Below are 13819 nucleotides of genomic sequence, written 5' to 3' on the forward strand. Positions count from 1 at the left end.
GCGGCCACACTGCTCGACTGGTCCGTACCTGGACGGTCCGACGAGCGTACAATGTCACATCGTTCTCAGGGAGTCAGGGTGTAGGTCCGGCTGGATGTGTAGAAGTCCAGCGCCGCACGGCCCTGTTCGCGTGGCCCGTGGCCCGACGCCTTGGTTCCGCCGAACGGCAGGTGGAAATCGACGCCGGTGGACGGGGCGTTGACGCGGATCATCCCGGTGTCGAGCTGGTCGAGGCCGTGCAGCACCGCCTCCAGCGCGGCGGTGTGGACCGAGGTGACCAGTCCGTACGGGACCGCGTTGCCGATCCGTACGGCGTGCGGCAGGTCGTCGGCGGGCAGCAGGACGGCGACGGGGGCGAAGACCTCCTCGGTGAGCAACTGGTGGCCGGTCGGCACCTTTTCGACCACGGTGGGGGCCGCGTACCAGCCGGGGCCCTCCGGAGCGGTGCCCGCGGCGAGGACGGACGCACCGCTCAGGGCTTCCTCGAACCGGTCGCGGGCGCGGCCCGAGACGAGAGGCCCGCACACGGTGGCCGGGTCGGCGGGGTCGCCGACGGGCAGGGCGCGCAGTGCCTCGGCGAGGGCCTCGCGCAAGGGGCCGAGGGCCGCGCCGACGGCGATCACGCGGCTGGTGGCGGTGCACTTCTGTCCGGCGTATCCGGCGACGGCCGCGGCGATGTGGGCGGCGGCCCGCTCGATGTCGGCGTCGGGCAGGACGATCGCCGCGTTGAGCCCGCCCGTCTCGGCCTGCACCGGGATGCCCCGGGCGGTGGCGGCGCGGACGACGGCGCCGCCGACCGCGGTGGAACCGGTGAAGGAGACGGCGTCGGCCGCCGTGAGGACGGCGTTGCCCTCGGCCGCGCCGCCGGGCGCGAGGGTGAACACATCGGCGGGCACGGCCTGTCGGACGAGTTCGGCGAGGCGCCGGGCGCACGCGGTGGCCTCGGGCGCGGGTTTGAGGACGACCGTGTTGCCGGTGGCGAGGGCGGGTGCGGCCTTCCAGGAGGGGATGGCGAAGGGGAAGTTCCAGGGGGTGATCAGGCCGGCGGTACCGTGCGGGCGGCGCCGGGTGAGCAGCAGTCCGGGGCCGCCCGCCGTCTCGTGGACGGCGCCGGCCGGTTCGTAGGGCGCCTGCGCGTAGTAGCGCCAGATCGCGGCCGTGCGGGCGACCTCGGCCCGGGCCTCGGTGAGGGGCTTGCCCACCTCGCGTACGGCCAGGGCGGCGAGTTCCTCGGCCGCGGTCTCGACGGCCGTGGCGACGGCGGAGAGCGCCGAGGAGCGGGCGGCGGCGCCCGCGAGCAGCCAGCCGGGCTGGGCGGCGCGGGCCCGCTGGACGGACTCGACGGTGGCGGCTCCGGGCGTGGGCACCTCGGTGACGATGTCGTCGGGGTCGGCGGGGTTCCGTGAGAAGAGACGTTTGAGGGGACCTGAGAGGAGAGGGGTCTGGTAGGCGGTCACAGGAGGAAGCCTCCGGGAAAGGGGTCGTCCGGGTCGAGGAAGAACTGCGCGGTGCCGGTGATCCAGGCGCGTCCGGTGACGGTGGGCACGACCGCCGGGAGGCCGCCGACCCGCGTCTCCCCCACCAGGCGGCCGGTGAACCGGGTGCCGATGAAGGACTCGTTGACGAAGTCGCGGCCGAGCGGGAGCGTGCCGCGGGCGTGCAGCTGGGCCATCCGGGCGGAGGTTCCCGTGCCGCACGGGGAGCGGTCGAACCAGCCGGGGTGGATGGCCATGGCGTGCCGCGAGCGGTGGGCGTCGGAGCCGGGGGCGGCGAGGTAGACGTGCTTGAGTCCGCTGATCCCGGGGTTTTCGGGGTGGACGGGGCGGTCGGTCGAGGCGTTGATCGCGTCCATGACGGCGAGCCCGGCGGCGAGCAGGTCGTCCTTGCGGGCCCGGTCGAAGGGCAGCCCCAGGGCGTCGAGTTCGACGAAGGCGTAGAAGTTGCCGCCGAAGGCGAGGTCGTAGGTGACGGTGCCGTAGCCGGGGACGTCGGTCCTGCGGTCGAGTCCGGCGCAGAAGGCGGGTACGTTGGTGAGCGTGACGGACCTGGCTGCTCCGTCCTCGACCTGGACGTCAACGGTGATCAGGCCGGCCGGGGTGTCGAGGCGCACGGTGGTGACCGGTTCGGTGACCGGCACCATGCCGGTCTCCACGAGGACGGTCGCGACGCCGATGGTCCCGTGCCCGCACATGGGCAGCAGTCCGGATACCTCGATGTAGAGGACTCCGTAGTCGGCGTCGGGCCGGGTGGGGGGCTGGAGGATCGCGCCGCTCATGGAGGCGTGCCCGCGCGGCTCGTACATCAGGAGCGTGCGGAGGTGGTCCAGGTGCTCGGTGAAGTGGAGCCGGCGCTCGGCCATGGTGGCGCCGGGGATCACGCCGACGCCGCCGGTGACGACGCGGGTGGGCATGCCCTCGGTGTGCGAGTCGACGGCGTGGAAGACGTGACGGGTGCGCACGGGCGTCCTTTCGGCGGTGCCGTCGGGAGTGGTCAGTGGTGTCCGTCGGCGACGGCCTTCTCGGTGGCGGCGCGCACCGCGGCCCCGGTCTCGCCGGTGAGCGCGAGGCGCGGGGGGCGGGTGGGTCCGCCGTGGTGGCCGGCGATGTCCATGGAGAGCTTGATGGCCTGCACGAACTCGGTTTTGGAGTCCCAGCGCAGCAGGGGGTGGAGCGACCTATAGAGGGGCAGGGCCGTCTCCGGGTCCCCGGCGACGGCCGCGCGGTAGAGCTCGGCGCAGGCGGCGGGGAAGGCGTTGGGGTAGCCCGCGACCCAGCCGACGGCTCCGGCGGCGGCGAGCTCCAGGAGGACGTCGTCGGCGCCGGCCAGCAGGTCGAGTTCGGGGGCGAGTTCGGCCAGTTCGTAGGCGCGGCGGACGTCGCCGCTGAACTCCTTGACGGCCACGATGCTGCCGTCGGCGTGCAGCCGGGCCAGCAGGCCGGGGGTCAGGTCGACCTTGGTGTCGGTGGGGTTGTTGTAGGCGACGACGGGTATCCCGGCCCGCGCGACCTCGGCGTAGTGGGCGCGGACCGACCGTTCGTCGGCGCGGTAGGCGTTGGGGGGCAGCAGCAGGACGGAGCCGCAGCCGGCGTCGGCGGCCTGCTCGGCCCAGCGGCGGGCCTCGGCGCTGCCGTAGGCGGAGACGCCGGGCATGACCCGCGCCCCGTCACCGGCCGCCTCGACGGCGGTGCGCACCAGCCGGGCGCGCTCCTCCGCGGTGAGGGTCTGGTATTCGCCGAGGGAGCCGTTGGGCACGACGCCGTCGCAGCCGTTGCCGAGGAGCCGGCGGACGTGTGCGGCGTAGGCGTCGTGGTCGACGGAGAGGTCCGCGCGCAGCGGGAGCGTGGTGGCGACCATGATGCCGCGCCAGGGGCGTTCGGTGGTCCAGGAGTCCGTGGTCATGGTGGTAACCCTTTCTGCTGAGTGGCTGGGTCAGGAGGTGGCGGGAGGGTCGGCCAGGGCTCCGAGGGGTACGGGCACGGCGAGCGGGCGGCGGTCGGCGGCGGACGGTACGGTCCCCTGCGCCGTACCGTCCGCCGCCAGGCAGGCCACGGCCGCCCCGCACGTCCGGCCCTGGCACCAGCCCATGCCGGCCCGGGTGAGGAGTTTGACGCTTCTGGTGTCCCGGGCGCCGAGGCCGGTGACCGCCTCGCGGACGGTGCCCGCAGTCACCTCCTCGCAGCGGCACACCTCGGTGTCGTCGGTGAGCCAGCCGGTCCAGCCGGGGCCGGGCGCGTGTGCGGCGGCCATGGCGTCGGCGAAGGCGCGCATGCGGTCGCGGCGCCGGGCCAGGTCCCGTACGCGCCGGCTCGTGGTGAGGGCGGGCAGCGCGCGCAGCCGGGCGGCCACGGCGATGCCGGCCAGTTCGCCCTCGGTGCGGGCCAGTTGCCACCCACCGGTGCCGCCGGTCTCCCCCGCGGCCCACAGGCCGGGCACCGAGGTCTCCTGGAGGGCGTCCAGGGCGAGGGCGTGCGTCCCGTCGGGTGTGCGCCGGGTCGCGCAGCCGAGGCCGGTGGCGAGTTCGGTCTGGGGCACGAGTCCGTGCCCGACGGCGAGGGCGTCGCAGGTGATGCGGCGGCCGGTGCCGGGCAGGGGCCGCCAGTCGCGGTCGAGCCGGGAGACGGTGACGGCCTCGACGCGGCCGGTGCCGTGTACCTCGGTGACCGCGCTGCGGGTGCGCAGCGGTACGCGGTGGCGCAGCAGTGCCGCGCCGTGGACGGTGGCTTCGAGGAACTTGTGCGGGTTGGTGGCGAGGGTGAGCGGCCGGCGGGCGTAGCCGAGGTAGCCGGACGCCTCGACCACGGCGGGCACGTGGGCGCCCGCGGCCGCGAGCGAGGAGGCGACGGCGAGCAGCAGCGGTCCGCTGCCGGCGACGACGATGCGGGCTCCGGGCAGCACGAGCCCGGACTTGAGCATGGCCTGGGCGCCCCCGGCACCGACGACACCGGGCAACGTCCAGCCGGGAAAGGGGAGTTGTCGTTCGTACGCGCCGGTGGCGAGGAGGACCGCGCGGGCCCGTACGCGGGCCGGGGTGTCGCCGTCGGCGCCGGTGAGGGCGTGCGCGGTCCAGGTGCGGCCGTCCTGCCGGGTGAGGGTCCATACGTGGTGGTGGGCGAGGTGGGTGACACCGCTCGCGTCGAGGCGGTGGCGCAGTTCGGCGAAGGCGGCCCAGTCGTGGTGCAGGGCCTGCGGCCGGTCGGCGCCCAGGCCGGGGGCGGGGTGGCGGAAGAACTGGCCGCCGGTCTGCGCGGCGGCGTCCAGGAGGGCTACGGACAGGCCGAGTTCGCGGGCGGTGGCGGCTCCGGCGAGGCCGGCGGGTCCGGCGCCGATCACCGCGAGGTCGTACGTTTCGGACGGCCCAGACGGCCCAGACGGCCCAGACGGCTCAGACGGCGAGGTCGGCACGGCCGTTCCCTTCCTGGGTGGTGATCGCGTCCCCGGGCCGGGCGGGCACCAGGCAGGCGCGGCGGTTGGGCTCTCCGTTGACGGTGGCGAGGCAGTCGTAGCACTGGCCGATGCCGCAGAACGCGCCGCGCGGGCGGCCGCCGTGCCGGGTGGTGCGCCAGGCGAGGATGCCCGCGCCCCACAGCGCGGCGGCGACGGACTGGCCGGGCAGGGCGGTGACCGCGCGGCCGTCGAAGGTGATCTCGAAGGGCGGGCCGGGCTCCGCCCTGACCAGGCCGGCGGGGGTACGGGCCACTGCGGGCCTCCTTAGGGGGAGCGGCGGAAGGGGGTTCAGGCCGCGGGGGCGAAGCGGCCCGGGTGGAACGGGCCCGTGTCGAGCGGCGGTTGGTCGCCCGTGAGCAGGCGGGCGACGAGGAGGCCGGTGGCGGGGGCGAGTCCGACGCCCGCGCCCTCGTGCCCGCAGGCGTGCAGCAGTCCGGGGACACGGGGGTCGGGGCCGATGGCGGGCAGGTGGTCGGGCAGGTAGGGGCGGAATCCCGCGTACGTCCGCATGACCCGCACCCCGGCCAGCACGGGGAAGAGCGCCGCGGCCCGGGCGGCGAGGCGGCCGAGCGCGTCCACCGACAGGGTGCGGTCGAAGCCGACCCGCTCGCGGCTGGCGCCGATGAGCAGCGGGCCGGCCGGTGTGCCCTCGACGACGGCGGAGGTCTGCAGCGCCGCGGAGTCGCTGGCGACGTCCGAGACGTAGTCGGCGGCGTAGACCTTGTGCCGTACGAGGCGTGGCAGCGGTTCGGTGACGAGCACGAAGCCGCGGCGCGGGAGCACGGGCAGGTGGGCGCCGGCGAGCCGGGCCACTTCCCCGCCCCAGGTGCCGGCCGCGTTGACCACGTACGGGGCGTGCAGCTCCCCGCACTCGGTGCGGACGCCCCGCACCTTTCCGTGCGCGCCGGTGAGGACGGCGGTGACCTCCTCGCCGGTGCGCACCCGGGCGCCCGAGGCGCGCAGCAGGTGGGCCGCGGCGAGGGCGGGCTGGACCTGGGCGTCCTGCGGGTAGTGGAAGCCTCCGCCGAGGGCGGGGGCGAGGTGCGGCTCCAGGTCGTGCAGCCGGTCGGCGGGGATCTCCTCGGCGGTGACGCCCGCCCCGGCCTGGGAGTCGGCGAGCTTCCGCAGCGCGGCCATGCCGGTGGCGTCGGAGGCGACGACGAGGCCGCCCTTGGCCTCGTACTCGACGCCCGCCGGGAGGTGCTGGGCCAGCTCCCTCCATAACTGGGTGGAGAGCAGGGCAAGTTCGAGCTCGGGGCCGGGTTCCTTGTCGGAGACCAAGAGGTTGCCCTCGCCGGATCCGGTCGTGCCGCCGGCGACGGGGCCGCGGTCGAGCACGGTGACGGAGAGGCCGGAGCGGGCGGCGTAGTAGGCGCACGCGGCGCCGGTCACACCCGCTCCGACGACGATGACGTCCGTGGGGTTACTCATGGGCACGTCAGTAATATTTCACATTGCACTACGCCTGCCAAGAGCCGGGAACAGACCTACCGCTCCCCCATGTCCCGCTGCCCGGCGAGGAGTTCACCCATCCACGCCTCGACCGCGTCGGGTGTGCGCGGCAGCGCCCCCGACATCAGGCGCGCCCCCTCGGCGGTGATGACCAGGTCGTCCTCGATCCGCACGCCGATGCCGCGGAGTTCGGCGGGCAGCGTCTCGTCGTCGGGCTGGAGGTAGAGGCCGGGCTCCACGGTGAGCACCTGCCCCTCCTCCAGGACACCGTCGAGATAGGCGTCGGCGCGTGCCTGGGCGCAGTCGTGGACGTCGAGGCCGAGCATGTGGCCGCTGCTGCACAGGGTGTACCGGCGGTGGAAGTCGCCCTCGGCGCTCTTGAGGACCCCCCACTCGGCGAGCCCCTCGGCGACGACCCGCATACCGGCCCGGTGGAAGTCGCGGAAGCTCGCCCCCGGCCTGAGCGCGGCCATGCCCGCTTCCTGGGCGGCGAGGGCGAGTTCGTAGACCTGCCGCTGGACGGGTGAGAAGCGGCCCGACAGCGGGAGGGTGCGGGTGATGTCGGCGGTGTAGAGGGTGTCGGTCTCCACCCCGGCGTCCAGCAGGAGGAGTTCGCGGGGGTCCAGGCGGCCGTCGTTGCGGATCCAGTGCAGGACACACGCGTGCGCTCCGGAGGCGGCGATGGTCTCGTAGCCGGTGCCGTTGCCCTCCGCGCGGGCACGCAGGCCGAAGACGCCCTCGATCCAGCGCTCGCCGCGCGGGTGGTCGAGGGCGCGCGGCAGTGCCCGTACGACGTCCTCGAATCCGGCGGCGGTGTGATCCACGGCCAGTTGCAGCTGTTCGACCTCCCAGGCGTCCTTGACCAGGCGCAGCTCGCTCAGCGCGGTGGCGAGTGCGGCGTCGCGGGAGGCGTCGCGGCCGGGCGGCATGCGCCCCAGGGTCCCGATGTGCGCGCAGCGCATGCCGGTCAGGCGCTCGGCCTCGGCGATGTCGGGGCGCCTGCCTACCCAGAACTCGCCGTAGCGGCGGTCGCGGTAGAACTCCGCGCCGGCCCGTGGGGAACGCGGCCGGACGTACAGCACCGCCTCGTGCCGGTGCGGGCCGTCCGGCTCCAGGACCAGTACGTGACCGGCCTGCTCCTCGCCGGTCAGCCCGGTGAGCCAGGCGTACGCGCTGCGGGGGCGGAAGCGGTGGTCGCAGTCGTTGGAACGGACCGTGAGCTGGCCCGCGGGGACCACCAGCCGCTCGCCGGGGAAGCGCGCCGACAGTTTCGCCCGGCGCGCGGCGGCGAGGGCCGCGACCGGCAGCCGGATGTCGCCGGACAGCGGCGTCGCGGTCCAGCCGCCCGTCATGAACTCCTGGAGCTCCGTCGACACCGGCAGGTCATGGCTCACCGTCCGAACAGCGGGTTCCTTCACGGCACTTCCTCCTCGGGCGCGGGTGGGCGAATTGCGGAGGTGACAACCCATCAGCTGCCAGCAGGCCGGAGGGTTCCCCTCCACTTCACGTCCCGCGCAATTCCTGGCGCCTGAGGGGTTGTCAGTAACATTTCACATTACTACGTTACACATCACGTGGCACCCGGACGGCCCCCACGAGCCGCCTGTCGGACGGCAGTTGACACCGCTCGCGCCACCGTTCCACGCGCACACCACCTCCACGTGCGCGCTACCCCACGCCTCCCACACAGGAGTCCATCCGTGTATCGCTCCAGATCCCTGCGCGCGTCCCTGCTGACCGCCGCCATAGCGACGGCGCTCTGCGCCACCGTCGTACCACCGGGTCACGCGGACTCCCCCAGGTCCGCCACACCCGCCGCCGCGGCGCCGGCCGCGCGTGCGGACACCCCCACGCCGAACCCCTTCGACGAGGTCACCCGGCTCGCGAAGGCCCCGCGGCCCGCGATCGCGTCCCCCACCGCACCGGGCGGCCTGACCGGCGGGCGCGTACCCGGCCCCCGTACGGACAAGCCGAAGGCCACGAAGGGCGCGAAGACCACGACCCCGACCGCCAGGCTCGGCGGCACCGCCGTACCGTGCACGCTCGACGGCATCACGGGGCTCGCCCCCGAGCAGTTCGCCGACTTCCTCGCGGACCCCGCCGTCACCGCCGACGGATGTCTGCGGACCGTCCTGTGGACCTGGGACCAGCGGCTGGTCCCGATCATGTCGAGGGCGCACGTCCAGGCCGTCTCCCGGCGGATCGAGAGTCTCGCCGCCGCGCATGACGGGAAGAACGGCAGCCACCTGCTGGAGATGTTCACCTATCTCCACGCGGTGGCCTATCAGGACTTCTCGCACGACGAGATCGACATCACCGACGCGCCGACCGTCGAGGCCATGCGCCGCGCGATCGAGGGCTTCGGCACGGCCGCCCGCACCTTCGACGCGACCCGCGCCAACGCCGAGACGCTGCGCGAGGCCCTGGACGCGGGGAGCGCGCCGGGCCTGCGCCAGCACCAGCTTCCGCTGGTCGAGCGCGTCCTCGCGACCATGGACGCCGCGCACCCGGCGACGGCCACGGACGCCTCGTGGGGCGGCGCCGCGCTCGCCGCGCTGACCCTGAACTACCTCGGTGTCTACCCCGGCAACCACGACGACGCCTTCCGCGCGGCCGTCACCGCCGACGCCCCCTACCGGGCCGCCTTCAAGGCGTTCGCCGGCTACACCCACCTCAAGGGGACGGCCAACGCCTGGGTGGCCCGCGACGCGGTGGGCGAATACGGGCGGATGGGCCAGATCGACGCGCTCAAGGGCGAGATCACCAGTGGCCTCGGCGAGTTGCTGGCCACCACGGCCCGCAACTTCGGCGAGGGCAGCGAGCCGTGGGCGAAGGTCGTCACCTGGCTGAACGAGTTCGGCGCCTGCCGGCAGTACGGGGTGTGCAAGGAGGACATCGAGCGCCGCCTCTTCCCGCACACCTACACGTACGACAACGGCGGCATCAAGGTGCGCACCGCGCTGGACCGGGCCACCGTGGACCAGCTCTACTACGCGAGCAAGCAGGTCAAGTCGCAGTTCTTCCGCGTCCTCGGCACCGACCAGCCGCTGGCGGACGACACCAACACCACGCTGAACATCGTGCTGTACGCCTCGCGCTCGGACTACGAGGTCTACCACCCGCTGCTGACGGGCATGGGCACCAACAACGGCGGCGTCTACATCGAGAAGGGCGCCACCTTCTACACCTACCAGCGCCGCGTCCCGCAGGACTCCACGCTCACGCTGGAGGAGCTGTTCCGCCACGAGTACACCCACTACCTCAACGGCCGCTGGGCGGTGCCCGGCCTCTTCGGCGAGGGCCCCTGGTTCCAGGGCGACCGCACCACCGCGATGGACGAGGGGACGGCGGAGTTCTTCGACGGCTCCACCCGCGACGAAGGCATCAAGGTCCGCAAGTCGCTGGTGCAGAGCATCATCAGCGACACGGCCGGCGGCAAGCCGCGCATGACCGTGGACCAGCTGCTGCACGCGCAGTACGAAAGGGACGGCTTCCGCTTCTACTCCTACGCGGGCACGTTCTTCGAGTTCCTCTGGGCCGAGCATCCCTCGCTGCTGCGCGAGATGTACGGATACGAGCGGGCCGACGACCCGGCCGGCTTCGACGCCTGGCGCGACCGGACGGGCCGGGACACGAGCCTCCAGAGCGCGTACGACACCTTCCTCGACCAGCAGATCGCCAAGGTCGACGGCCTGTACGTGCCCAGCACCACCTTCACGCCCGTGGACCGGCTCCAGGACTCCTCGGCCGCCGAGGTCCGCTCGTCCTTCGCCGCGACCACCGGCGCGACGCCCGACTGCACGGCGGCGGGGTCACCGGACCGGCCGCGGTTCGTCTGCACGGGCCGCGTCACCGCGAACCTGAGCAGCCCCGGCAACGCCGACCTGGTCTTCAAGGACATGTCCGGGACGGTCGACTACTTCCTCCTCGACCGGGCGAAGGCGGGTGCCGACAACCTCGCCGACATGAACTGCTCCTTCGGCAAGGTCGACATCTGGTCCGACCGCCCCGCGGGGACGGCGGACTACAGCTGCGAGGGCCCGCTGCGCGGCTGACGCACCCGCGTCCCGCGACCGTTCCACGGGGGGCGGTCGCGGGGCTCACCCGACCGGCAGGCCGCGCGGCTCCTTGACCCGTTTCATAACGATCTGCGAGTTGACCTCGGTGATGCCCGACAGCGTGGTGAGGCGCTCGATCCACAGCCGCTCGTAGGCGGTGATGTCGGCGACCGCGATGCGCAGCAGACAGCCGGGGCTGCCGAAGAGGCGGTACGCCTCGACGACGTCGGGGATGTCCTGGAGCGCCGCCTCGAACGCCTCGACCGCCTCCCGGTCCCGCTTGACCTCGACCGAGACGAGCACCTCGAAGCTCCTCCCGACGGCTTCGGGGTCGACGACCGCGCGGTAGCCCTGGATGACCCCGTCCTGCTCCAGCTGGCGGACGCGGCGCATGCACGGGGAGGACGTGAGGCCGACCCGCCGGGCCAGCTCCTGGATGGTGAGCCGGCCGTCCTCCTGGAGCTCGCGCAATATATTTCTGTCGATCTCATCCATACCGCAATTATCCACCACGCTCTCCCGGCTGTCCCGCCCGATTTGGCGACCCGATTGCGCGCGATTTGTCCTATGGTTGCTGCCGCCCCGAGCGCCGCACGAACTGGCGTACGGGGGCGTGACCGCGGTGGACGGCACACGGCAGGCACCCGCCGTGCCGCATGTCACCCCGCGCAGCAGTGATCATCGGCAGAGGGAGCGGGCAGACATGGGACAGGTCGTCGTCATCAGCACGGGCGGGACGATCGCCAGCCGCTGGCAGGGGTCCGGTTTCGCCGCCGAGGCCGGGGGCGCGGACGTACTGGCCACGGCCGCCGTGCCCGAGGGCGTTTCCGTGCGGGTCGTCGACCTGATGAGCGTGAACAGCGCCCGGCTCACCACCGCCCACCAGCTGACGCTGCTGCGCACCGTGCGCGAGGTCCTGGCCGACCCGGGCGTGGACGGCATCGTCGTCACGCACGGCACGGACACGCTGGAGGAGTCCGCCTTCCTGCTCGACCTCCACCACGACGACCCCCGTCCGGTGGTCTTCACCGGCGCCCAGCGCCCGCTCGAGGACCCGGACGGCGACGGCCCGCGCAACCTCCACGACGCGCTGCTGACGGCGGCCTCGGTGCGGGACCTCGGCGTCCTCATAGTCTTCGACGGCCAGGTGCACGCCGCGCGCGGCACCGTGAAGGTGCAGACGCTGGCGTCGGACGCGTTCGCCGACCCCTCCGGCAGCCGGATCGCGGACGTGGGGGCCGACGGGGTCGTCGTCCACCGGCGCCCCGAGCGCCCGGCGCCGCTCCCCCTGCCGTCGGCCACCGAGCCGCTGCCCCGGATCGACGTCGTCATGCACCACTGCGACGCGGACACGCTGTTCTTCGACACCGCCGTCCGGGCGGGCGCCCAGGGCATCGTGCTGGTGGCGACCGGAGCGGGCAACGCCACCCCCGAGATCAGCGCCGCCGTCGAGGCGGCGGTCGCCCGCGGTGTGCTCGTCGCCGTGACCACGCGCGTCCCCACCGGGCCGGTCGCGGAGATCTACACCCACGGCGGCGCGGTGGACCTCGCCGCCGCCGGAGCGGTGCTGACCGGCACCCTGCGCGGCGGCCAGGCACGGATCGCGGTGCTCGCCGCGGCCCTCGCCTCCACCGACCCGGCGGAGCGCGTCCACACGCTGCGCCGGCTGCTCGGCACGCCCGTGGCCACCGCCCAGGCCTGACTCCGCCCCTCCCCCCGCTCCTCCCACTCCCCCCACGCACCTGATCGGATCCCCATGTCGGTACCCGTTCCCGCCCCCGCCTCGCCCCTCGACCGCGCCGAATTCCGCACCGAGCACGACCTGCTCGGCGACAGGGGCGTCCCCACGGCCGCGTACTACGGCGTCCACACCCTGCGGGCGGTGGAGAACTTCCCCGTCACCGGCACCCCGATCGCCGTCTACCCCGACCTCGTCGTCGCCCTGGCCTGCGTCAAGCAGGCCGCCGCGCAGGCCAACCGCGACCTCGGGCTGCTCGACGGGCGCAAGGCGGACGCCATCGTGCGGGCCTGCGAGGAGATCCGCGCAGGGCGGCTGCACGACCAGTTCGTCGTCGACGTCATCCAGGGCGGCGCAGGTACGTCCACCAACATGAACGCCAACGAGGTGGTCGCCAACCGGGCGCTGGAGATCCTCGGCCACGAGAAGGGCGACTACCGGCACCTCCACCCGCTGGAGGACGTCAACGCCGGGCAGAGCACCAACGACGTCTACCCCACCGCCGTCGGCCTCTCCCTCCAGCTCGCCGCCGACCGCCTGCTGGACGCCATGGAGGTGCTGCGGCAGGCGTTCGCGGCCAAGGCGGAGGAGTTCGCGGACGTCCTCAAGATGGGCCGCACGCAGCTCCAGGACGCCGTGCCCATGACGCTCGGCCAGGAATTCGCCACGTACGCCGTCATGCTGGCCGAGGACCGGGCGCGCCTGGAGGAGGCCCGTGCGCTGCTGCGCGAGATCAACCTCGGCGGCACCGCCATCGGCACCGGTCTCAACTCCCACCCGGAGTACGCCCGGGTGGCCTGCGCCCACCTCGGCGCGATCACCGGCATCCCGCTCACCGTGGCGGGCGACCTCGTCGAGGCCACCCAGGACGTGGGCGCGTTCGTCCAGCTCTCCGGCGTGCTCAAGCGGATCGCCGTCAAGCTCTCCAAGACCTGCAACGACCTGCGGCTCCTCTCGTGCGGCCCCCGCGCGGGACTGGCCGAGATCAACCTGCCGCCCGTACAGGCGGGTTCGAGCATCATGCCCGGCAAGGTGAACCCGGTGATCCCCGAGGTGGTCAACCAGATCGCCTTCGAGGTCATCGGCAACGACGTGACCGTCACCTTCGCCGCCGAGGCCGGCCAGCTCCAGCTCAACGCCTTCGAACCGGTCATCGCGCACAGCCTGCTCAAGAGCCTCACGCATCTGCGGGCGGGCTGCCTGACGCTGGCGGAGCGGTGCGTCGACGGCATCACCGCCAACCGCGAGCACCTGGCGCGGCTCATCGGCCAGTCGATCGGCCTGGCCACCGCGCTCAACCCGCACATCGGCTACGAACAGGCCACCGCCGTCGCCCAGGAGGCGCTGACCACCGGCGCCTCGGTGCAGGACCTCGTCCTGGCCAAGGGCCTGCTCACCCCCGAGCGGCTCCAGCAGATCCTGCACCCGGACAGCCTCGCCCGCCCGCACGCCCGGGCCACCGCGTGCTGAACACCGGCCGCCCCCACCCCACTCCGGCAACACCACCTGAAGCAGAAGGAAGTACCACCCCGATGGCAACGGCGCCAAGCGTCTCGTACTCGATGACGGTCCGGCTGGAGGTCCCCGCGAGCGGGACCGCGGTCAGCCAGCTCACCACGGCCGTGGA

At 73.5% G+C, this 13819-nt stretch carries 11 protein-coding genes; 3 read left to right on the plus strand and 8 right to left on the minus strand.

Features of this window, described 5'->3' with window-relative positions; all coding sequences use genetic code 11:
- Positions 1–65: 65 nt before the first annotated feature.
- Genes AB0435_RS28325 through AB0435_RS28355 form a run of 7 tightly spaced genes read right to left on the minus strand, consistent with a single transcriptional unit; the run spans position 66 to position 7814 of the window.
- Positions 66–1457 carry an aldehyde dehydrogenase family protein gene (locus AB0435_RS28325; protein WP_366004845.1) on the minus strand — a complete coding sequence of 464 codons (1392 nt, stop codon included), beginning with the start codon at positions 1455–1457 and terminating at the stop codon, positions 66–68.
- Positions 1454–2458, minus strand: a complete 1005-nt coding sequence (locus AB0435_RS28330; protein ID WP_366004846.1) for a proline racemase family protein — start codon at positions 2456–2458, stop codon at positions 1454–1456. Before AB0435_RS28330 ends, AB0435_RS28325 begins: the two co-directional genes overlap by 4 nt.
- A 32-nt stretch (positions 2459–2490) precedes the next feature.
- A complete protein-coding gene (locus AB0435_RS28335; protein WP_366428260.1) occupies positions 2491–3399 on the minus strand; it encodes a dihydrodipicolinate synthase family protein in 909 nt (302 codons plus the stop codon).
- A 30-nt stretch (positions 3400–3429) separates the two neighbouring features.
- Positions 3430–4830, minus strand: a complete 1401-nt coding sequence (locus AB0435_RS28340) for an NAD(P)/FAD-dependent oxidoreductase (RefSeq protein WP_366428261.1) — start codon at positions 4828–4830, stop codon at positions 3430–3432.
- 52 nt (positions 4831–4882) lie between these two features.
- The gene (locus tag AB0435_RS28345) at positions 4883–5197 is read right to left on the minus strand and encodes a (2Fe-2S)-binding protein (RefSeq protein WP_366428262.1); all 315 of its coding nucleotides are present in this window, start codon (positions 5195–5197) and stop codon (positions 4883–4885) included.
- Between the two features lie 35 nt (positions 5198–5232).
- Positions 5233–6375, minus strand: coding sequence for an FAD-binding oxidoreductase (locus AB0435_RS28350; RefSeq protein ID WP_366428263.1), 1143 nt, complete (start codon positions 6373–6375; stop codon positions 5233–5235).
- Between the two features lie 56 nt (positions 6376–6431).
- Entirely contained in the window at positions 6432–7814 is a 1383-nt protein-coding gene (locus AB0435_RS28355) for an aminopeptidase P family protein (protein ID WP_366428264.1), read from the minus strand.
- A gap of 282 nt (positions 7815–8096) precedes the next feature.
- On the opposite strand from AB0435_RS28355, the gene AB0435_RS28360 reads away from it, so the two are divergent.
- A complete protein-coding gene (locus AB0435_RS28360) occupies positions 8097–10451 on the plus strand; it encodes a collagenase (protein WP_366428265.1) in 2355 nt (784 codons plus the stop codon).
- 45 nt (positions 10452–10496) lie between these two features.
- Here AB0435_RS28360 and AB0435_RS28365 read toward each other — a convergent pair whose 3' ends face one another.
- Positions 10497–10949: an Lrp/AsnC family transcriptional regulator gene (locus AB0435_RS28365; RefSeq protein ID WP_366004853.1), complete on the minus strand. Its 453-nt coding sequence runs from the start codon at positions 10947–10949 to the stop codon at positions 10497–10499.
- A 208-nt stretch (positions 10950–11157) separates the two neighbouring features.
- Here AB0435_RS28365 and AB0435_RS28370 point away from each other — a divergent pair, with 208 nt between their 5' ends.
- A complete protein-coding gene (locus AB0435_RS28370; RefSeq protein ID WP_366004854.1) occupies positions 11158–12156 on the plus strand; it encodes an asparaginase in 999 nt (332 codons plus the stop codon).
- 54 nt (positions 12157–12210) lie between these two features.
- Complete coding sequence (gene aspA / locus AB0435_RS28375; protein WP_366428266.1) at positions 12211–13662, plus strand: aspartate ammonia-lyase; 1452 nt, start codon at positions 12211–12213, stop codon at positions 13660–13662.
- Positions 13663–13819: the final 157 nt, after the last annotated feature.

Origin of the sequence: Streptomyces sp. NPDC051173 (genome assembly GCF_040689515.1) — a bacterium.
Lineage (GTDB): Bacteria > Actinomycetota > Actinomycetes > Streptomycetales > Streptomycetaceae > Streptomyces.

Bases quoted from the DNA above. Each gene is read 5' to 3' on its own strand.
- AB0435_RS28335 (WP_366428260.1), bottom strand. From the start codon at position 3,399: ATGACCACGGACTCCTGGACCACCGAACGCCCCTGGCGCGGCATCATG.
- AB0435_RS28370 (WP_366004854.1), top strand. From the start codon at position 11,158: ATGGGACAGGTCGTCGTCATCAGCACGGGCGGGACGATCGCCAGCCGC.
- aspA (WP_366428266.1), top strand. From the start codon at position 12,211: ATGTCGGTACCCGTTCCCGCCCCCGCCTCGCCCCTCGACCGCGCCGAA.
- AB0435_RS28350 (WP_366428263.1), bottom strand. From the start codon at position 6,375: ATGAGTAACCCCACGGACGTCATCGTCGTCGGAGCGGGTGTGACCGGC.
- AB0435_RS28365 (WP_366004853.1), bottom strand. From the start codon at position 10,949: ATGGATGAGATCGACAGAAATATATTGCGCGAGCTCCAGGAGGACGGC.